The sequence below is a fragment of the Arthrobacter sp. KNU40 genome, assembly GCF_051515115.1.
GTDB lineage: Bacteria > Actinomycetota > Actinomycetes > Actinomycetales > Micrococcaceae > Arthrobacter.
Genome location: NZ_CP195850.1, coordinates 547,737 through 568,058 on the forward strand (window position 1 = coordinate 547,737; position 20,322 = coordinate 568,058).

Consider the following 20,322-nt stretch of genomic DNA (forward strand, 5'->3'; position numbering starts at 1 on the left):
CTCACAGTCCGTACTTCTCCAAGAGGCGCAGCCACACCTCGCTGATGGTCGGGAACGACGGCACCGCATGCCACAGCCGGTCCAACGGCACTTCGCCCACAATCGCGATGGTTGCGCCGTGCAAAAGCTCGGCTACTCCGGGCCCGGCGAACGTCGCGCCCACCACCACCTTCCGGTCCTCGTCCACCACGAGTTGCGCCCAGCCTTCGTAATTTTCCGAATGCAGCTGGGAGCCGGACACGTTGATGGGGAGTTCCACCGAGCTTGCGTTGATGCCCTTTTGCAGCGCCTGCTTGAGGCTCGGGCCCACGGATGCCACTTCCGGATCCGTGAAGACCACGCTGGGTATCGCGTATTCGTCGGCCGTCTTTGCGAGGGCGCTCCAGGGCTTAGGGTCGCCGTGGAGGGTTCCCTTGGCGCGGGCCACGATGGCGTCGCCGGTTGCCCGGGCCTCGTACTTCCCCTGATGGGTGAGGAAGACCGATCCCGCAGCATCGCCGGCCGCGTAAAGCCACAGCCCGCTGGTGCCGTCGCTCGCGGCACCCTCAACCAAGCCGCTCGAGTCCGTGGTGAGGCGCAGAGGCTTGCCCTCCTCGGCGTCGAGCCCTACGTTTTCGAGTCCCAAATTGTCCAGGGAGGGCCGCCGACCGGTCGCCACCAGCAACTGGTCGGAGTTCAAGACTGTCCCGTCGCCCAGGGTGACGCTGAAGGCATGGTCCGCGTTGTGTTCGACGAGCGTGGTGTCTGTCCCAAGGTGGAGATCGACGCCGTCGGCCCGAAGCCCCGCGGCAACCAGATTGGCGGCTTCCTCCGGGAACGCGCTCAACAGCCGGCCTCGGGCAACGATCGAAACCGACGAGCCCAAACGGGCAAACGCTTGGGCAAGCTCCACACTGGCGACACCGCCGCCAAGGACGATGAACCGCTTGGGGATTTGCTGCACCGAGGTGGCGCCGCGGGTTGTCCAGTAGGGGACGTTGCGCAAGCCGTCGATTTTCGGGATGAGTGGTGTGGATCCGGTGGCCACCACTACGGCGTGATGGGCCTTGAGCGAGTAGCTGTTGCCGTCCTTGCCGTCCACTTGGACTTCGCGCGGGCCCGTGATGCGCGCCCGGCCCCGGATGAGTTCGATGCCGGAGTCCACGAGCCACTGCACCGCGCCGTCGTCCTGCCACTTGTTGGTGAAGTAGTCCCGGTACTTCAGGACCGGCGCGGGATCCAGGACCTTCGTGACGGAGTCCGATGCTCCGGGCACTGATTGTGCTGTGTGCAGCGCGGTTCCAGGCCGAAGGAGTGCTTTGGACGGTATGCAGGCCCAGTAGGAGCATTCCCCTCCGACGAGTTCAGCCTCAACGATGGCCGCGGTAAGGCCGCCCCGGACCACTCGGTCTGCAACGTTCTCACCCACCGTCCCGGCGCCGATCACGATGACATCGAATTCCCGGATATTCTCGTCAGCCATGGGAGAAGCCTACGCCCGGACACCGGCGGGGATCAGGGATGCGGCGACGGATTCTGCTTGATCAGGCGTGCATTGCGCCCTTAAACCAGCCGGTGATGCTCGCCGGATGCGTGATGGCGGTGCCGACGACGACGGCGAACGCACCGGCGTCGAGGGCCTGGCGGGCTTGTGCGGGGGTGTGGATGCGGCCCTCGGCGATGAGCGGCTTGCCTAGTCCGGCGCCGGCGATCTCCGCGAGAAGCTCGAGATCGGGGCCGTCTGTCTTGGCACGTTCCCCGGTGTACCCGGCCAGCGTGGTGCCGATCAGGTCAACACCGGCTTCGACGGCGGCCACAGCATCAGCGTAGGAACCGCAGTCAGCCATGACCAAGGTATGCGATTCAGCATGGATTCCATCGACGGTTTGCTTGAGGGTCAAGCCATCGGGACGCGGGCGTCGGGTGCCGTCGATCGCCACGACGTGTGCGCCGGCATTCGCGACGGCGAGGGCGTGCCGGAGCGTCGGGGTGATGAACACGCCGTCGTGCCCGTCCTTCCAGAGCCCGATCACCGGAACCTCCACAGCTGTGCGGGTGAACTGGACATCCGCGAGGCCCTGGACCCGGACCGCGGCGGCACCACCGATAACCGCCGACGCGGCAACCTGGCCGGTCGTCCGCGGATCGCGCATGGGTTCGCCCGGGTAGGCCTGGCAGGAGACGATCAACTGCGAGCGGAGGGCTTCGAGGTCATCGGGGGTCAGGATCATGAGGTGTCTCCTTGCGAGGGTGTTCGGGTGGTTTGGTGTCAGTTCAGGACGAGTTTGGCTGCGCCCACAATCGCCGCGGTATTGCCTAGCGCCGCGCGAAGCACGGGAATGTCAGCAAGCGGGCCCATAAGCTCTTTGCGCAGGGCGCGTTCCATGGGTTTCCACCAGAAATCTCCCGCATCTGCGAGACCGCCGGAAACCACTACCGTCTCCGGGTCGAGGATGTTGACGAGCCCGCCGATCGCCTGCCCGGCAGCACCCGCGCCCGCCCCGATGGCTTTGATGGCGGCAGCACTGTCAGCCGCGGCTGCACTATCGCCGTCGCGAGCCACTGCAAATACGGCACGGGTGTCCGCGACCTCGGAGGAACCGCCGAAACGGATGAACGACTCATGGATGGCCGGCCCCGAGGCGATCGCCTCGACGTGGCCCGAGCCGCCGCACACGCAGGGGAGGGCTTTGCCCTCGTGATAGGCGTACGGCGAAGCAAAATGCCCCACGTGCCCACCCACATAGTGGTGCCCCAAAACAGGAGAGCCGTCCAGCACAAAGCTGCCGCCCACACCTGTCCCGAAAGCCACCATCAACGAACTCGAAGACCCCGCAGCCGCCCCACGCCATGCCTCACCCAAAGCATGCGCATGCACATCGTTGACTGCACTGACCGATCCCCGCGGCAAGCCGAGGAGTTGCGCCAGCCCGGCCGTCAACCTTGTCCCGGCCCACCCCAGAATCGCATCAGTCGCCGAAACCACCTCACCATTCACGGCATCGATGACCCCGGCAGAACCCACACCAACACGCCCGACGTCGATTCCCTCGCCCGCCGCCCGCCGCATGAGCCGCCCCACGAGCGCCGCAGTCGCCCGCAAAATAGCGTCGCCCCCATCCCGATTCAGCGTAGGAATCTGCTCCGAAAACAACACCTCCCCATCGGCCCCCACAACCCCAGCGGCAGTCTTCGTCCCACCAAGATCAACCCCGACCACGTACATCATGTTTGTCCTCCGGATCGTTCGATTGCTGGGTTTCATTGTTGCTCGGTCACGTGTTTGCTGCGGTTGAGTCAGCGCGGACCGTACGTTTTGTCTGTGCTCAGGTTAGGTGTGGTTGCGGCGGCGCCAAACCGCTGCCTTGCCGGCGCTTAGACACCTCCCGACGTCGTCTTCCGGTCGCTGGGCGACCTTCAGACGACTCTGGTCGGCGATGCGCGCCTACGCAAGACCCCGGCCCGGCACCTCAGGCGATCGACTCACCTGACGCTGCGAACTGTCGACTCACCGATCGGGACCTGCCGCCGACTGCCGCCTGCGGCGGCACAGTGCGGACCCAAAGTGGACCGCCCGAAAAGGTTCCGCAATCGCCCGAGTGCCGGAGGGACGGTTTTGTGTAGTCCCGCATCGCCGACCAGAATGCTGCGCAGGTCGCTTAGCGACCGGAGCTGCATGGCGGGAGGTGTCTAAGGGACGGCAAAACTGGTCCGCCGGCAGGACCCGACCACTGCAACCCACGAAAGGTGACGCTCGGCAACCCACAAAGGTGAAGACCGGCAGCACAATGATGCGAGGCAACCCCGCTCAGGCGAGGCGAGCCTGCGAACCTTAGACCAGGCCGTTGCGCTCGAGGATCGTGCGGATTGCGGAGGCTTCTTCGGCGTTCAGGGAGAGCATGGGGGCGCTCATGGTGTTGGATTCGATGATGCCCATGATTTGGAGGGCCGTCTTGAAGGCACCTAGTCCTGCTGCCCCGCCGGAGACGCGGCCGTTGGGGGTGTAGACGATGTCGAAGAGGTCGGCCAGGCGGTCTTGTTCGGCGGCGGCTGCGGTCCAGTCTCCGTCTTGGGTGGCGTCGAACAGGCGGCGGTAACCGGCGGGGTCGACGTTGCCGAGGCCGGGGACTACGCCTTGGGCGCCGGCGAGGAGGGCGCCGTCCACTACTATTTCGTGGCCCGTGAAGATGTCGAAGTTGGGGATGTCCTTGGCTGCGAGGACGAGTTGGCGGAAGGAGACGTCGTCGCCGGAGGAGTCTTTGACGCCCGCGATGACGCCGTCGCGGCCCAGGCGGACCAGGAGGTCGGTCGGAAGTTTGAAGTGCGTGCGGACGGGGACGTCGTAGGCGAAGATCGGCTTGTCCACGACAGCGTGGATGCTGCGGAAGTGGGTTTCGGTCTCCTGGGCGTTGCCGATGGCGTAGTACATGGAGGTGACCACGATTGCGTCGGCGCCGAGGTCCACAACCTTGCGTGCTTCTTCGATGACGCGGTTGGTGGTTTGTTCGTTGGCGCCCACGATGAGGGGTACGGCGCCGGCGTTCGCGTCGGCGATTGTGGAGACAACGAGTTCGCGCTCTTCGTTGGTCATGTAGGGGACCTCGCCCGAGGAGCCCAACACGAAGAGGCCGGACACGCCGCCGTCGAGCAGGTGCTTGGTGACGTTCTTCAGGGACGCGGTGTCAACGCGGCCGTCTGCGTGGCGGGGGGTGATGACCGGGGGAATGACGCCCTGGAACTGAGTAGACATAGAAATCTCCGTTGCTTGGATCTTGATGGGAAAAACTTAGGTGTGGAGCAGGCTGGGCGCGGCGCCGAGCAGCTTCTTGGTGTAGTCGTTGCTCGGGTTGTCGAAGACCTGGGCGGCCGGGCCTTCCTCGACGATCTGTCCGAAGTACATGACGCAGATGCGGTCGGAGACGTAGCGGACGGTCTGGATATCGTGCGAAATGAACACCATGCCAAGGTTCAGCTGGGTTTTCAGGTCGGACAGCAGGTTCAGGACCTGGGCACGGACCGAAACGTCGAGGGCCGACGTCGGCTCGTCCGCCACGATGATGTCCGGGTCCAAGGCGAGGGCGCGGGCGATGGCCACGCGCTGGCGCTGGCCGCCGGAAACCTGCGACGGCGTGACCTCGGCAGCCGATTGCGGCAAACCGACGAGGGCCAGCAGTTCCTTGACCTTGGCCGAGCGGGACGCGGCGTTGCCGATGCCGTGCACCTGCAGGGGATCGGTGAGGATGTCTTGGATGGTCATGCGCGGATTGAGGGCCGTGGCCGGGTCCTGGAAGACGACCGATACGGCGCGTCCGAATTCCTTGCGCATCCGGGCGTTTCGTTTGATAGCCGGCTTGCCGTGGAACAGGACCTCGCCCGACGTCGGGGCTTGGAGTCCCACGAGCACCGACGCGAGCGTGGACTTGCCGCAGCCGGACTCGCCGACGATGCCCACCGTTTCGCCGCGGCTAATGCTGAAGTCCACGCCGTTGACGGCTTTGACGATGTTGGGCCGGAAGAGGCCGCCGGTGCGGGCCCGGTGATGGACCTTGACGTCTTTGAGCTCGATGACCGGCTTGCCGGTTGAAACACTCACTTTGCATCCTCCTTGAGGTGGCTAGCCCAGTAGTGGTCCCGGTCCGCTCCGCCACTGGCTGATTCAATAGCCGTGAGGACCAATGGCTGGTTTGGATCGGCGTCGGGCCTCAACGAACGGGCCGCAAAGCGGTCGCCCGACGCGAAATCGCGCGGGGAGGGAACGGTGCCGGGGATCTGGTGGAGGCGGACGGCGTCGGCCTCGATCGAAAGAACAGCGCCCAGCAAACCGCGCGTGTATTCGTGCCGCGGGTTCTGCAGGAGCTCGGAAGCCTGTGCCGATTCCACTACCTGTCCTGCGTACATGACCGTGATCCGGTGTGCGAGGGAGGCAACGAGGGCGAGGTCGTGGCTGACGAAGATCATGGCGAAGCCGAGCTGTTCGCGCAGTTCGTTGAGCAGTTCCACTACCTGCTTCTGGACGGTGACGTCCAGCGCGGTGGTGGGTTCGTCTGCCACCACGATCTTCGGCGAGCGGGAGAGCGCCATGGCGATCAGTACGCGTTGGCGCTGCCCGCCGGAGAGCTCGTGCGGGTAGCTGGCAAGCGTGCGGACGGGATCGAGCTTCACCATTTCCAGCAACTCGGCGGGGGTCTTGCGGCCGCCGCGCCTTGTCAGCTGGGTCATCTGCTCCTTGATCTTCATGGACGGGTTGAGCGAGCTCAGAGCATCCTGGTAGACCATTGCGATCTGTTCGCCGCGTAGGCCTTGGTAGGCCTTGGCATTGCTGTGCTTCGAGCCGGAATCAAGGAGTTCCTTGCCATCGAAGGTGATGGACCCGGTGATCTCGGCGGTCTTTGGCAGGAGGCCCATGATCGCGAGGGACGTGATGGACTTGCCGCAACCGGATTCGCCCACCAAGCCCATGGTTTCCCCTTCGCGGACGGTGAAGGAGACGTTGTCCACGATCGCGGTTTCGCCGAAGCGGCCGGGGAAGCGGATGGACAGGTTCTTGACCTCCAGAACGTTCCGGGCATCGGCGGGGACCTGGGCGAGCCGGTCCGTGCGCTTGGCCTCGATGGATGCGAGGAGCTCAAGTTCCTTGTCGAGTAGCGCGTGGGGATTCTCTGCTGCGAGTTTCGGATCATTCAGAACGGACGCCGCGTAGTCCTCTTCCGAGAGCGGATCGCCGTTGGCGGCGCGAACGCCGTCGAGCTCGTGCTGCTCGACCACGGAAGACTGGGCTACCGACGTCGCGATCTCGGTATCGACGGCGGCGCCCGTCACTGCCGCGCCCGCAAAGGCAGCGCCAGCACCGTCGTCGTCCTTCACAACAGGTGCCTTGCGCAGCTTCGGGTTCACCATGGCATCGGTGAGGCCCTCGGCGAGGATGTTCAACGCAAGCACGGTGAGCAGGATGGTGAGGCCGGCGAAGGTGGTTGCCCACCAGCCGCCGGACAGGACCAGGTTGCGGCCGTAGGAGATCACGTTGCCCCAGGACGGCGCGGGATCCTGAACACCGGCGCCGAGGAAGGACAGCGAGGCTTCGAGGATGATGGCGTCGGCCACCATGACCGTGGCGAAAACCAGCACCGGGGCCGCGGTGTTGCGGACAATGTGCTTGAGGAGGATGTAGGGGCGGCTTGCACCCATCACTCGTTCGGCGCGGACGTAGTCTTCGCCGTATTGGGAGAGCACGTTGGCGCGGACCACGCGGGCGAGCTGCGGGGTGTAGATGATCGCGATCGCGACGATGATGGTGGGGACCGAGTTGCCGAACGCGGCCAGGAGTACGGCTGCAAGGGCGATGCCCGGGAACGCCATGAGGATGTCCATGAGGCGCATGATGATCTCGCTGACGGCCTTGCCGGACGTCGCGGCGAGCGAACCAAGCACGGCGCCGACGGCGATCGCGAGGGCCACTGCGCCGAGGCCGATCATGAGCGAGGACTGTGAGCCGTAAAGGAGCCGGGAGAAGACGTCACGGCCGAGGCGGTCGGTGCCGAAGAAGTGGTCGCCGTCCGGAGCTTGCGCCGGAATGAACGTTTCCAGGGGATCGTGTGGCGCGATGACCGGCGCGAAGATCGCCGCGAGGGCGATGACCACGAGGAACAAGAGGGCAAAACGCGATCCCCAAGGGAGGGACTTGAAGCGGACGCCCGGGGCGCTGAGCCGTTCAGCAAGTTTGCTGCGCATGGCTATACCGTCCTGATTCGGGGGTTGATGAGCAGGTACAGGAGGTCCACCACGATGTTCACTAGAACGAAGGTGACCGAGATGGTGAGGACCACGCCCTGGACCAGGTTGACGTCCAGGTTGGTGATGCCGTTGAGGATCAGCTGGCCCATGCCCGGAAGGGCGAAGATCATTTCAATGACGACGGCGCCGCCCAGGAGGTAGCCGATCCTGAGTCCCAGCACGGTCACCGGAGTCACGAGCGCGTTGCGCAGGACGTTCCGGGAAACCACCTCGCGGTAGGGGACTCCGTTGCCGATGGCTGTGCGGACGTAGTCACGGTCCAGTTCCTCCACCATGGACGTGCGGACCACGCGGATCAGGGAAGCGGAGACCGGAATGCCGAGCGCGAGGGCCGGGAGCGCCATCGAGTTGAGCCAGCCGCCGAAGCCGGACTCCGGCGTCGCGATTCCACCCGAGGGGAACAGCGGGTTGTCACCGAGCGCGAACCACTGGATGAGCAGGATGCCAAGCCAGAAGGACGGGGTGGCGATGGCTGCGATGGAGAAGATCCGGACCAGCTGGTCCTGCCATTTGTCGCGGTAAAGGGCGCCGATGATGCCGAAAACCAAAGACAGGACGACGGCGATGATCACGCCGAGGAAGGTCAGCTGGAGGGTCAGCGGGAAGGCTGAGGCGATCATGCTTGCCACCGACTTGGACGGCGGTGTAGTCACGCCAAGGTCGAGCTGCAGGAGTCGGCCGAGGAAACGGAAGTATTGGACGAACAGGGGATCGTTCAGGCCGTTGTCCTGGCGGTACTGCTGTTTGGCGGCCTCGCTGGCGCCTTCGCCGAGGGCCGAGCTGGCCTGGTCGCCTGGGGCTGCTTGAAGGACGAGGAAGACCAGCAGTGTGATGCCCAGGATCATCAGGGGCAACGCTGCGAGCCTGCGTCCAAGCAGACGCAATATCATGACCAATTTGTTCTCCGGTTGCTTTGGTGCGGGGACCCAGTGGCGGTCTCGCGGGGTAGTGCTTCTAAGGGGTGCGCCTCGCCCAACTAGCTCGCAGTAGTTGTCGTTTTGAGCCGTCTAAACGACAACAAATGCGAGCTAGTTGGGGTGGGTGTGTCTAGGAGGTGCGGCCGACGCCGATGAAGGACAGTCCCGTGGTGGGCAGCGGCTTGAAGCCTGAGAGCTTCTTTTCGTCCCAAGCGCTGGGGAGCTGGCGGTGGAACAGCGGGTACAGCGGGACTTCATCGGAGACGAGATCCACGATTTGGCCGGTGATCTTTTTCGCATCGGCGGCTGCGGCCTGCGAGCCCTTATCCATCAGGCCCTGGAGGGTGGCGCTTTCCGGAGTGGTCCAGTAGGCGCGCTTGGCCATCCAGGTGGCGCCCGAGTAGAACCAGCTCAAGAGCAGGTCTGCGTCGTTGCCGAAGACGGAGGGGTCGCCCGGGGCCGCGACCACGGAGAAGTCGGCTTTGCCGACCCTGTCCGAGTACAAGGCGCCGGACTGGAGGTTCTTTGCGGTCACCTTGACGCCCGGGATCTTGTTCCAGGATTCCAGCATCAGCGGAGCAACGTCCTTGACCCAAGCGGTATCCGTGGTGAGCAGCTCGAATTCGAGGTTGCTCACGCCGGCCTGCTTGAGGAGGTCCGCGGCCTTCTGGGGATCGTAGGAGTAGACGTTCTTGGCTTTGACGTAGTCCGGGTGGCCCTCCTGGAAGTACGACGACGCAGCCTTCGCATTGCCGAACAAGGCCTTCTTGATGATGGCGTCCTTGTCCAGTCCGTAGTGGAGTGCCTGGCGCACCAGCTTGTTGTCGAACGGGGCCTTGGCGCAGTTGAACATCAGGAACAGCATGCCGAAGGACTGCACGGACTCAACGCGGGTCTTGGACTTGAGCCCGTCCATGTCCAGGTAGGGGACGTCTTCGATTGCCTGGACGCGGCCCGACTGCACTGCCGTGACACGGGCTGCCGCGTCCGAGAGCAGCAGCCACGTCATGCCCTTGGCGAGTGCCGGCTTGGGGCCGTTGTAGTCAGCGAATGCTTCGAAGACGATCTTGTCGTCCTTGACTGCCGAGATCAGCTTGTAAGGGCCGGAGCCGACGGGCTTGGCATCGAATCCCTTCTGGTCGGCTGATGCCAACGCCTTCGGAACCACCTTCACCACGGAGATTCGCGGTCCGAAGCCCGGGAAGGGGTATTTCAGCGAGAACTCGACCGTCTTGGCATCGAGGGCCTTGACGTCCTTGATGAATGGAATGAACTGGGAGAACAAGGACTTGTTGGCCGGGTCCATCACGCGGGTGAAGGAGTAGACAACATCGTCGGTGGTGACAGGGGTGCCGTTGTGGAACTTGGCACCGTCGCGGATGGTCACCTGATATGTGGTGTCGTTGACCTTCTTGGGGTCGCTCGCTGCCAGCGCGTTGTAGGGCTCGCGGGTGGCGGGGTGGAGTTCCACGAGGCCTTCGAAGACGTGCAGGTTGGCGGCCTGCGGCGTGGCGCCGGAGGACGTCATCGGGTCGAAACCCGTGGACAAGGCATAGGAGATGCCTGCCTCGATGGTGAGGTCCTTGTTGACGGTCGCAGTGTTGTTTGCTGCGCCCGTGGTGGTGGAGGCAGGACCGCCACATGCGGACAGGCTGGCCGTGAACGCTGCCGCGGCTCCAATCGCCCCGGTCAGCTTGAGGAAGTTGCGTCGGCTGGCGTCGCTGACCAGCGGCAGGTTGTTAATCGTGTTGCTCATAAGATGCCTCACCATTCAAGTTTTCTGGTTATCGGATGTAGGACATCCGATGCTCGTAAAGAAACTGTAAGGGTGGTCACATGAAGTCGTCAAGCGAGATCTGGATCACTAGCGGCCCGGCGAGCGGCCGCGACGCTCCTCGCGGGGTGCTCCCGACGGGCGCGGCGCCGGGTTTCGCCTTGCGAGGTTCAGCCTGGGGCTCGGTCAAAAATAAAGGCGAACATCTATCAAGGAGATGGGACATCCGATATTGTATGTTGCGAAGCACTATATCCACGGTGGGCGCTAGGCTCACCTCAACATTAACACTGCACTGATTCCTTGTCCCCGGTCCTGAAAGGGTCCGGCCGAGGATGAGTACTTTTGCAAGGAGAGCCATGACCACTTCCGGTGTCGTTCCGCAGGCGCGGTTCAGCGCACAGGCCCGGCTCAGGGCCCTCCAGTCGGACATTATGGAGTTGATCCTCGAGCGCGAGCTCGAGGCGGGCGATCCTTTGCCCACGGAAAATGAACTCTCCGTGGCTCTGGGGGTAGGGCGCAACACCCTGCGCGAATCCCTGAAAGTGCTGCAGGCCCTGGGGGTCATCGAGATCCGCCACGGCTTTGGCATGTTCGTCGCCCCCAGCAACTTCGAGGCGCTCGCCGACGGCCTGACGTTCCGGGGCCGCTTGTCGCTGCGCCACCAAGGGCTCGAGGCCCTGCAACTCGTGGACGTGCGCCAGGCCCTCGAATCGGGACTGATCGGCTCTTCCATGGACGTGATGACCGCCGAACAGCTCGCCCTGATCGAAGAAGCCGTCAAGCAGATGGAGGAGCTCGCGCACGCTGGCGAGAACTTCGTAGCCGCCGACGCCGAGTTCCACCGCCGGCTGTTCGAGCCGCTCAACAACGAGCTCCTCATCAACCTCATGGGCGTTTTCTGGAAGGTCTACCGGAAGATCCATGTGGAGATCGGCTCCGCCAACGAAGATCTTGTAGCAACCGCGGCCATGCACCGAAGCATCTACACCGCCGTCGCTACCGGGGACAAGACCGCGGCTGCCGAACTCCTCAACCGTCATTTCGACGGAATCCGCCGTCGAATCAGCGAGGCCGTCGCAGTCTAAGGCCTGGCACCCAAGCTCAAGGGCCGCCGTCGTACTTTTTCATGAAGTACGACGGCGGCCCTTGGCTTTTGTGCGGTCGGGTGACGGCGCCCTGTGCCTTCCTGACCTTGTTTGGTTTGGGAAAGCACTTGCGACACCGCCGGTCTCGTCATTTGGTGGCCGTGGCGCGCCAAAGAGGGTCAGGAAGGCGCGGGCAACGCGGAGCACAGGGGAGGGCGCTGCGGCAAACCAAACCCGGGCCCGGAATTTAACGAAAAAAGACCCGCACCGGGCCCGGTGCGGGTCTTCATTTGTGCGCCCAGAGGTGTGTAGTTTCACGACATAGTTCACACATGAGTCGGGTCATCGTTCCCGGTTGACGCTTCACCGGTGAGTCGGGACATCGTTCACGCCCCGGGCGCGGCGAGCATGTTTCATGTCGAAGCAGAAAGTGATCGTCCTTGCAGTCCGTGACCAGGGCCTGAGCGTCGCGGATGCGGCCCGCCGCTAGAGGGTGTCAGATTGTTTGTGTGGGAGGGCTGTAGTCGCTAGGTGATTGGAGAATCATTGTGGCCATGACTGAACCCCGTGAAGTGACTCCGGAGGAATTGGCTGTGCGGGCCGCGGCTGCCGGCAGCATGGATGCGTTCAAGGCATCTGGTGCCTTTGATGAGCTGATGGCGCAGATTGATTTCGGTCAGCTGGAGCTCGATGGCAAGGATGGCTTCATCCAGCAGCTGATCAAAGCCTCCCTGGAACGCGGGCTGCAGGCCGAGTTGTCGGGACACCTGGGATATGACAAGGGTGACCCGGTCGGGCGTTTCCTTCCGAACTCGCGCAACGGGTCCTATCCCAAAACCCTGGGTACCTCGGCCGGTGACGTGGATCTGGCCATCCCACGGGACCGTGATGGCTCGTTCACTCCGCGCTTGGTTCCCAAGGGTTCCCGCCGCACCGGAGGCCTGGATGACATGATCGTGAGTCTGTACGCCGGCGGCATGACGATCCGGGACATCGCCCACCATCTGGAATCGACCTTGGGCACCGAACTCTCACGAGAGACCATCTCCAAGATCACCGATGAGGTCCTCGAAGAGGTGCTGGAATGGCAGAAGCGTTCGCTGGACCCACTGTACCCGATTCTCTATCTGGATGCAATCATCATCAAGGTCCGGGACGGCCATCAGGTCCAGAACCGCGCCGCGCACATCGCCGTCGGCGTGGACATGGACGGCATCAAGCACGTCCTGGGCATCCGGGTCGAGGCCGCCGAGGGAGCGAAGTTCTGGGCCGGGGTCTGCGCTGAACTGGCCAACCGCGGCGTCAGGGACGTCCTCATCGTTTGCTGCGACGGGCTCACCGGCTTCCCCGAAGCCGTCGCGGCAACGTGGCCAGAAGCCACCGTGCAAACCTGCGTCGTGCATCTGATCCGGGCCTCGATGCGCTTCATCGGCTACCAGGACCGCAAAAAGGTCGCCGCCGCGTTGCGCCCGGTTTACACCGCCCCGACGGCCGACGCCGCCCAAGACGCCTTGGACGAGTTCGAGGCCTCCGATCTGGGACGGAAATACCCGGCAACGGTCCGAACCTGGCGCAACAGCTGGGAGAAATTCACACCGTTCCTGGCGTTCCCGCCACCACTCAGACGCATCATCTATACGACCAACGCGATCGAGTCGCTGAACTACCAACTGCGCAAGATCATCAAGAACCGCGGGCACTTCCCCAACGACCAGGCAGCGGTAAAGCTACTCTGGCTCGCCATCTGCAACATCGAGGACAAACGCGCCAGCGAACGGGCCAAGATGGACAGCAAGACCCGCGACAACCGCTCCAAAACCGTCCACAAGCTCATCGAAGGCACCTTCACCCCAGGATGGAACGAAGCCCTGGGGATCCTTATCCTGAACTACCCCGACCGGCTTAGGCCCTACCTGAACAACTAAGACAACGGTCCTCCTACACAAACAACTTGACAGGCTCCGCCGCTATGGAGTCAGCCGCCGCTGGGTCCATGAACTCCTCAGGCGCGAAGCCGAAGGGGGCATCGACGCCGTCGAGCCCCGGTCCAAACGCCCGCTGAGCAACCCGCGCCGAACCACCGACGCTGTCACCGGCCGGGTCCAGGCCCTGCGGCGGGAACTGGACGCTGCCGGCCTGGACGCCGGGCCCGTGACGATCGCCTGGCACCTTGGACGTGAAGGACTACACGCGCCGTCGACCTCCACGATCCGCCGGATCCTGCACACCGCGGGCCTGATCGCCCCGGAGCCGAAGAAACGCCCGAAGTCCTCCCTGCACCGCTTCGAGGCGCACCAGCCCAACGAAACCTGGCAGTCCGACTTCACCCACTGGGCCCTGGCCGACGGGACCGATACCGAGATTTTGAACTTCCTCGATGACCACTCCCGCTACCTGCTCGCCTGCGCCGCGTTCACGCCCGTCACCGTCACTGCGGTGGTGTCCACCTTCCTGGCCGCCGCCGCGGAACACGGGTTGCCGGCCTCGACCCTGACCGATAACGGCATGGTCTACACCACCCGCCTGGCCGGCGGAAAAGGGGGGGGCGCAACGCCTTCGAACACCAGCTCCATGCCCTGGGCATCACCCAGAAAAACGGCTCACCCAGCCACCCGCAGACCCAGGGAAAGATCGAACGCTTCCATCAGACCCTGAAGAAATGGCTCACCGGCCAGCCCCGCGCCCACACCCTGGCGGACCTGAACGAACAACTGGACAAGTTCCGCCACATCTACAACCACGAACGCCCCCACCGGGCCCTGAACCGCAGAACACCGCACGAGGCCTACACCGCGACCCCCAAAGCAGCACCGTCCGGAGCGAAACAAGGAGACCACTGGCGCCGCCGCATCGACCGCGTCGACCGGTTCGGGAAACTCACCCTCCGCCACGCCGGACGGCTCCGCCACATCGGCATCGGGCGGGCCTACGCCGGCAAACACGTCCTGATGCTCATCCACGACACGGACGTCACGATCAGCGACACGGCCACCGGAGAGATCATCCGCGAACTCACCATCGACCCCGCCCGCGGCTACCAACCCAGACAAAGAAAAACACCCCGGTCCGAAGACCGGGGTGTTACCGATGACCCGACTCATCCATGAAGGATGTCTCGACTCATCACATTGTGCGCCCAGAGGGATTCGAACCCCCGGCCTTCTGTTCCGTAGACAGACGCTCTATCCAGCTGAGCTATGGGCGCATCTTGGTGATTCTCGGGAGTTTCAAACTCGTTCCCCCCTCGAACCTCAATAAACTTTACGCGAGATCCCTGTTGGTGCCAAATCGATGCGGTGTAATCTGCCTAACTAGACCGGTCTATGTGACCTTAGTCACTAAATTTGGCGTATCCGTGACGCGGATCCTTGATTTTTAGGGGTTTTGCTCCGAAATGGTCAAGAGATCCCACGTCCGAACCCAGATTGGTCTACTCCGCGACCCCTAGCATTTAGGACACACCACTGAACCCGAGGAAGGGAACCACGATGGGCGATCTGGCGCGACTGCCGTTGCTTGAGAAGGCACCTACTACGCATGCACGCCTGTTGGCCTGGGTGGAGGAAGTAGCCGAGCTGACACAGCCGGACCGCATCCACTGGGTTGACGGCAGTGAAGCTGAAAACAAGAAGCTGACCGACGAACTTGTCGCGGCCGGCACCCTGAAGAGACTGAACCAAGAACTCTTCCCCAATTCATTTGCTGCATTCTCTGATCCCGCGGACGTAGCCCGTGTCGAAGAGCAGACCTTCATCTGCTCCGAGAAGGAGCACGACGCAGGCTTCACCAACAACTGGATGGCTCCGTCCGAGATGAAGCTGAAGCTGCGCGGGCTGTTCGCCGGCTCCATGCGCGGCCGCACCATGTACGTCATTCCGTTCGTCATGGGCCACCTGGATGCCGAAGATCCGAAGTTCGGCGTCGAGATCACCGACTCGGCCTACGTTGTTGCCTCGATGCGCATCATGGCGCGCATCGGCACCGACGTCCTTGAGCGCATCACGCAGACCGACGCTTTCTTCGTCCCCGCGCTGCACTCCCTGGGCGCTCCGTTGGAAGCCGGCCAGGCCGACGTCGCATGGCCTTGCAACCCCGACAAGTGGATCGTGCACTTCCCGGAAGAGCGCTCCATTTGGTCCTTCGGATCCGGCTACGGCGGCAACGCCCTCCTCGGCAAGAAGTGCTACGCCCTGCGCATCGCATCCGTCATGGCCCGCGACGAAGGCTGGCTGGCCGAGCACATGCTCATCCTGAAGCTGACTTCGCCTGAGCAGAAGACCTACTACATTTCTGCGGCGTTCCCCTCCGCTTGCGGCAAGACCAACCTTGCGCTGCTCGACCCCACCATCAAGGGCTGGAAGGTCGAGACCCTCGGGGACGACATCACCTGGATGCGCTTCGGCAAGGAGGGCGAGCTCCGCGCCGTCAACCCCGAGGCCGGCCTGTTCGGCGTCGCTCCCGGCACCGGTTGGGGCACCAACCCCAACGCCATGCGTGCCATCGCCAAGGGCAACAGCATCTTCACCAACGTCGCGATGACCGACGACGGCGGCGTGTGGTGGGAGGGCATGACGGAGAAAACTCCGGCGCACCTGACTGACTGGCAGGGCAACTCCTGGACCCCCGACTCCGACAAGCCGGCGGCACACCCGAACTCCCGCTTCTGCACCCCGATCGACCAGATCGACATGCTCGCCGAGGAATACTTCAGCCCCGACGGCGTTGAGCTCTCCGCGATCCTCTTCGGCGGCCGCCGCAAGACCACTATCCCGCTGGTCACCGAGGCCCGAGACTGGTCCAACGGCATTTTCATGGGTTCCACGCTGTCCTCCGAGACCACCGCTGCTGCGGCCGGTGCCGTTGGCGTTGTGCGTCGTGATCCCATGGCCATGCTGCCGTTCATCGGCTACGACGCAGGCGACTACCTGAACCACTGGGTCAACCTGTCTGCCAAGGCGAACCTGGAGCGACTGCCCAAGATCTTCCTGGTCAACTGGTTCCGCCGCACTGCCGAGGGTGGCTTCGCCTGGCCCGGCTTCGGTGACAACGCCCGCGTCCTCAAGTGGGCCATCGAGCGCCTTGAAGGCAAGGCCGACGCCGTCGAGACTCCCATCGGCTTCGTGCCGACCGGCGAGTCCATCGATCTCGAAGGCCTGGACATGACCCCCGCCGAGGTGGAAGCCGCAGTGCGCGTCGACGCCTCCGAGTGGAAGACCGAACTGGCATCGATCGAAGAATGGTACGCAAAGTTCGGCGGTTCCCTGCCGGCTGCGCTCCTCTCTGAGCTCGACGGACTGAAGGCCCGCCTGGCCTAGACCACCTGCAGGCTTACGACGACGGTCCCGCACCTCGGTGCTGGACCGTCGTCGTCGTTTCCCCCATCTTGGAGCAGCCGAATCGGGAGCATTGTGCCGCGATTGGCGCGAGCGTAGCTTTTAGAGAACCAACAGTTCTCTATTTCGGGGGTCCGGGCCATGGACGATTCCCAGCCGCACACAGAAGAGTCCACTCTGCCTTCAGAACCGCGTGACGGGCCCAAAACGGCCCAGCAGGCTACCGCCCCCTTGGCCGATTTCGGCGTCGGGGATGTCGCCATTGCCGGTGGAAAAGGTGCCGCGCTGGGGGAATTGGTGCGTCAAGGGTTTCCAGTGCCGCCGGGATTTATTATCACCACGGGCGCGTACTCCTCCTTTCTGGCGGAAACGAACGTGGGTGCCGCACTGAGCGGTTTCCTGTCCGTCGGGCCTGATGAAGCTCCCGACGGCGGTGCGCCCGACGGCGGCGACGGTACCGGCGGTGACGGCGATGCGGCCCTCCGGGCACTTTTCGCCGCGGCGGAAATGCCCGGCCGGTTGCGGCAGGAGATCCTCGATGCCTATGCGAAGCTGGGCGGCGGGGCGGTCGCGGTCCGGTCGAGCGCCACGGCGGAGGATCTTCCGGGAGCCGCGTTCGCCGGTCAGCAGGACACCTATCTCAACGTGCTGGGCGGGGACGGTGTTGTCCAGGCCGTCGCCAATTGCTGGGCATCGTTGTGGACGGACCGGGCCATGGCTTATCGCCGACGGCAGGGAATTGATCCGCACGAGGTGGCCATCGCCGTCGTCGTGCAAAAAATGGTGCCGGCCGCCATGGCGGGTGTCCTGTTTACCGCGAACCCGGTCACGGGTGAGCGCGGTGAGATGGTGGTGGACGCGAACCCCGGGCTGGGCGAGGCCGTGGTCTCCGGGCGGGTGACCCCGGAGCACTATGTCCTGGACGCCTCGGGGAAAGTGCTGGGTTTCACGCCGGGTGGCCGCGAGGTAGTGATCAGCGCGGCTGAGGGCAGCGGCACGCGAGAAAGCTCCGGTATGCAAAGCACGAAACCAGGGCTCGCCGCGAAGGAATTGGCGGAGTTGGCCATGCAGGGAAACAAAGCCCAGCAGCATTTCGGCCGGCCTCAGGACATCGAGTGGGCGGCCGCCGGCGGAACGCTGTACGTACTGCAGTCACGGCCGATGACCGCTCTCCCGCCCCAACCGCCCGTCCTCAACGCGGTCCAACGTCGGGTGGGGCCGTTCTTCATCGAGATGTTCCAGGAGCGGCCCTATCCTTTGGACGTATCCGGCTGGATGAGTCGGGGGATCCTTGCGATGCTGCACGGCATGGCCGGGAGCGTGGGCGTGGTGTTCCCAACAGTGGAGGAGTTGTTGCCGGAGGAAGACGGGGTAGTGGTGCAGCTCATCCCGCCTGTGCCGCGCGCGACCATCCGAACGCTTGCCGCGCCGGTGTCCTTGCTGCGCCGGTCGAGGCGATTCAAAGCCGGCGCATGGACCCAGGATCCTCGTTTCTCCCTGTTTATCAACAACATTGAAAGGCTGAACGGCAAGGACCTCGGCCCGCTGCGGTGGCGTGCGGTGGTTGCATTTGCCGGGGAATGCTTCGCGGCGATGCAGGGCATTACGGACTTGAGGGTCTCCTACCTGCCCGGCATTCCGGTGCCGGTGCTGAAAATGCGTTTCATGCTTCTGCTCTTGGGCAAGATCAAGCTTGCGCCTGCGCTGATCGCGGGGGCGGAATCCCGCACGAGCCAGGCGAACCGGGCCCTTGAACGGCTCGCTTCCATCGCGGCGGACGATCCCGGGCTGTCCCGCGCGTTACGTGATGCAGGACCCCGTGAGCTCCTGGAGTTGCTGGAAAATGAGCCCGAACATCGCGCTTTCCTCGAGGCCTTCAAGGCGTTCCAGCTCGAGTACGGCCACCGCGAAACCACAAGCGTTGTCCTCAGCAGTTCGCCCACGTGGTCTGATGCCCCCGAGGTGGTTCTTGGTCTCGTGAAGGCCTTGTCTGGAGAGCGGCCCCAAACAGTCGACCAGGGCGGGATTGCGCTTGCGGAATTGAAACGTCATCCGGCTCTCCGCTTCGAACCGCTGCGGCGCAGGGTGCTCGCCGCCGTCGAGTCCGCCCAAGCCGGAATGGCTTTCCGCGAGGACAGCCACTTCTACGCCACCAAAGCCATCCCGCCTATCCGCCGGGCCTACCGGGAGCTCGGCCGCCGACTGGTGATGGCCGGCGTCATCGATGAGTCCGAGGAGATCTATCACCTGCGGTTCGAGGAACTGGAGTCCATCACAGACAACGACGACGGCGCGCTGCCGGCTTCACTCCGTGACCGTTTCCGGCCGCTGGTACTGGCTCGCGAGGCAAAGCGGCGCGAACTCGAAGGCATCCCGCTGCTCGATCCGGCTTTGCTCTTCGGCGGAGGCCGTCAGAGCCGTCAGAGCCGCCGAGGGCGCAAGGTGGAAGGGGTCCTCCTCTCCGGCACGGCAGCGAGCCGCGGCCAAGCGACCGGGCCGGTCCGGGTGATCCGTAGACCGGCCGAGTTCGGACGGCTGCGCAGCGGAGAGGTCCTCGTGTGCCCGTACACCAATCCAGCCTGGACACCGTTGTTCCAACGGGCCGCCGCGGTTGTGGTGGACGCCGGCGGGCTCGGCTCGCATGCGGCGATCGTTGCGAGGGAATACGGAATTCCGGCAGTTATGGGCACCGGTTCGGGCACGAGCGCCTTGACTGACGGGCAGCAAGTGCTCGTGGACGGAACCCTGGGGGTAGTCCTGCCGGCCGCTTCGGCGGAGAGACCTTGAGATGCCGGGGAACCGGGACCACCGGAAGCTCCCGCGCCGGCGCGGGGCGGCCCTGAACAGTGCGATTTTCGAGGCGGTCCTGGCAGAGATCGCCGAATCCGGCTACGCGGCGTTGACCATGGACAGTGTGGCCGAGCGCGCAAGGGCGAGTAAAGCTTCGCTCTATAGGCGGTGGCCCGGACGCGCGGCCCTGGTGCTTGAGGCAGCCTACGATGCCATGCCCGGCACGGCGTCCGCGCCGGACACCGGCAGCCTGCGCGAAGACGCCTTGGCGATCCTGCGGCTCGTCGCCCAACAACTCGAAGGGGCCGTGGGGCAAGCAATGCGCGGGCTCTTGGGGGAGGCGCTGCAGAATCCGGCTGTGGCTGCTGAGGTCCAGGAGTACGCCCGCGGCAACGTAGCCAAGACCATGCGAGCCATCATTGAGCAGGCCGCGGCCCGCGGCGAATGCGATCCCAGCGTGGTCACGGAGACAAGGATCGAGGCCGGCCCCGCCTTGCTGCGGCAGCGGTTCATCTTCTCTGGAGTGCCGATCGATGACGACTATTTGGTGCACGTGGTGGACGAGGTAATGCTGCCGTTGTTGCTGGTTGGGCCGCCCAACTGACTCGCAGTAGGTGTCGTTTTGGGGCCCCTAAACGACGCCTACTGCT

Annotated in this window: 13 protein-coding genes, 1 tRNA gene and 1 pseudogene; 6 read left to right on the forward strand and 9 right to left on the reverse strand. The window is 64.2% G+C overall.

Annotated elements, in window-relative coordinates; genetic code table 11:
- Position 1: 1 nt before the first annotated feature.
- The 8 genes from ACSKT0_RS02670 to ACSKT0_RS02705 form a co-directional block, all read right to left on the reverse strand.
- Positions 2 to 1,462 (reverse strand): dihydrolipoyl dehydrogenase family protein, encoded by a 1,461-nt coding sequence (locus tag ACSKT0_RS02670; RefSeq protein WP_437772390.1) that lies wholly within the window; start codon positions 1,460 to 1,462, stop codon positions 2 to 4.
- Between the two features lie 61 nt (positions 1,463 to 1,523).
- Entirely contained in the window at positions 1,524 to 2,210 is a 687-nt protein-coding gene (locus ACSKT0_RS02675; RefSeq protein ID WP_437772391.1) for an N-acetylmannosamine-6-phosphate 2-epimerase, read from the reverse strand.
- 38 nt (positions 2,211 to 2,248) lie between these two features.
- Entirely contained in the window at positions 2,249 to 3,208 is a 960-nt protein-coding gene (locus tag ACSKT0_RS02680) for an ROK family protein (RefSeq protein WP_437772392.1), read from the reverse strand.
- A gap of 603 nt (positions 3,209 to 3,811) precedes the next feature.
- Positions 3,812 to 4,729 (reverse strand): dihydrodipicolinate synthase family protein, encoded by a 918-nt coding sequence (locus ACSKT0_RS02685; RefSeq protein WP_437772393.1) that lies wholly within the window; start codon positions 4,727 to 4,729, stop codon positions 3,812 to 3,814.
- Positions 4,730 to 4,765: 36 nt separating this feature from the next.
- Positions 4,766 to 5,572 (reverse strand): ATP-binding cassette domain-containing protein, encoded by an 807-nt coding sequence (locus ACSKT0_RS02690; RefSeq protein WP_437772394.1) that lies wholly within the window; start codon positions 5,570 to 5,572, stop codon positions 4,766 to 4,768.
- Positions 5,569 to 7,707: a dipeptide/oligopeptide/nickel ABC transporter permease/ATP-binding protein gene (locus ACSKT0_RS02695; protein WP_437772395.1), complete on the reverse strand. Its 2,139-nt coding sequence runs from the start codon at positions 7,705 to 7,707 to the stop codon at positions 5,569 to 5,571. The genes ACSKT0_RS02690 and ACSKT0_RS02695 overlap by 4 nt, the downstream gene beginning before the upstream one ends.
- 2 nt (positions 7,708 to 7,709) lie before the next feature.
- Positions 7,710 to 8,615 (reverse strand): ABC transporter permease, encoded by a 906-nt coding sequence (locus tag ACSKT0_RS02700; protein WP_437773952.1) that lies wholly within the window; start codon positions 8,613 to 8,615, stop codon positions 7,710 to 7,712.
- A 202-nt stretch (positions 8,616 to 8,817) separates the two neighbouring features.
- Positions 8,818 to 10,458, reverse strand: coding sequence for an ABC transporter substrate-binding protein (locus ACSKT0_RS02705; protein ID WP_437772396.1), 1,641 nt, complete (start codon positions 10,456 to 10,458; stop codon positions 8,818 to 8,820).
- A gap of 362 nt (positions 10,459 to 10,820) precedes the next feature.
- On the opposite strand from ACSKT0_RS02705, the gene ACSKT0_RS02710 reads away from it, so the two are divergent.
- The 3 genes and pseudogenes from ACSKT0_RS02710 to ACSKT0_RS02720 form a co-directional block, all read left to right on the forward strand.
- Positions 10,821 to 11,549, forward strand: a complete 729-nt coding sequence (locus tag ACSKT0_RS02710) for a FadR/GntR family transcriptional regulator (protein WP_437772397.1) — start codon at positions 10,821 to 10,823, stop codon at positions 11,547 to 11,549.
- Positions 11,550 to 12,166: 617 nt separating this feature from the next.
- Positions 12,167 to 13,474: an IS256 family transposase gene (locus tag ACSKT0_RS02715; RefSeq protein ID WP_437773953.1), complete on the forward strand. Its 1,308-nt coding sequence runs from the start codon at positions 12,167 to 12,169 to the stop codon at positions 13,472 to 13,474.
- Positions 13,475 to 13,511: 37 nt separating this feature from the next.
- Positions 13,512 to 14,656 (forward strand): annotated as a pseudogene (locus tag ACSKT0_RS02720) (IS481 family transposase); the annotation flags it as partial.
- Between the two features lie 24 nt (positions 14,657 to 14,680).
- Here the strand turns inward: ACSKT0_RS02720 and ACSKT0_RS02725 are convergent.
- Positions 14,681 to 14,754: transfer RNA gene (locus ACSKT0_RS02725), tRNA-Arg, on the reverse strand.
- Positions 14,755 to 15,037: 283 nt separating this feature from the next.
- On the opposite strand from ACSKT0_RS02725, the gene ACSKT0_RS02730 reads away from it, so the two are divergent.
- The 3 genes from ACSKT0_RS02730 to ACSKT0_RS02740 all read left to right on the forward strand — a co-directional run bounded on the left by ACSKT0_RS02730 (position 15,038) and on the right by ACSKT0_RS02740 (position 20,276).
- Complete coding sequence (locus tag ACSKT0_RS02730; RefSeq protein ID WP_437772398.1) at positions 15,038 to 16,864, forward strand: phosphoenolpyruvate carboxykinase (GTP); 1,827 nt, start codon at positions 15,038 to 15,040, stop codon at positions 16,862 to 16,864.
- A 159-nt stretch (positions 16,865 to 17,023) separates the two neighbouring features.
- Entirely contained in the window at positions 17,024 to 19,669 is a 2,646-nt protein-coding gene (locus ACSKT0_RS02735) for a PEP/pyruvate-binding domain-containing protein (protein ID WP_437772399.1), read from the forward strand.
- 1 nt (position 19,670) lies between these two features.
- Positions 19,671 to 20,276 carry a TetR/AcrR family transcriptional regulator gene (locus ACSKT0_RS02740; protein WP_437772400.1) on the forward strand — a complete coding sequence of 202 codons (606 nt, stop codon included), beginning with the start codon at positions 19,671 to 19,673 and terminating at the stop codon, positions 20,274 to 20,276.
- Positions 20,277 to 20,322 lie beyond the last annotated feature (46 nt).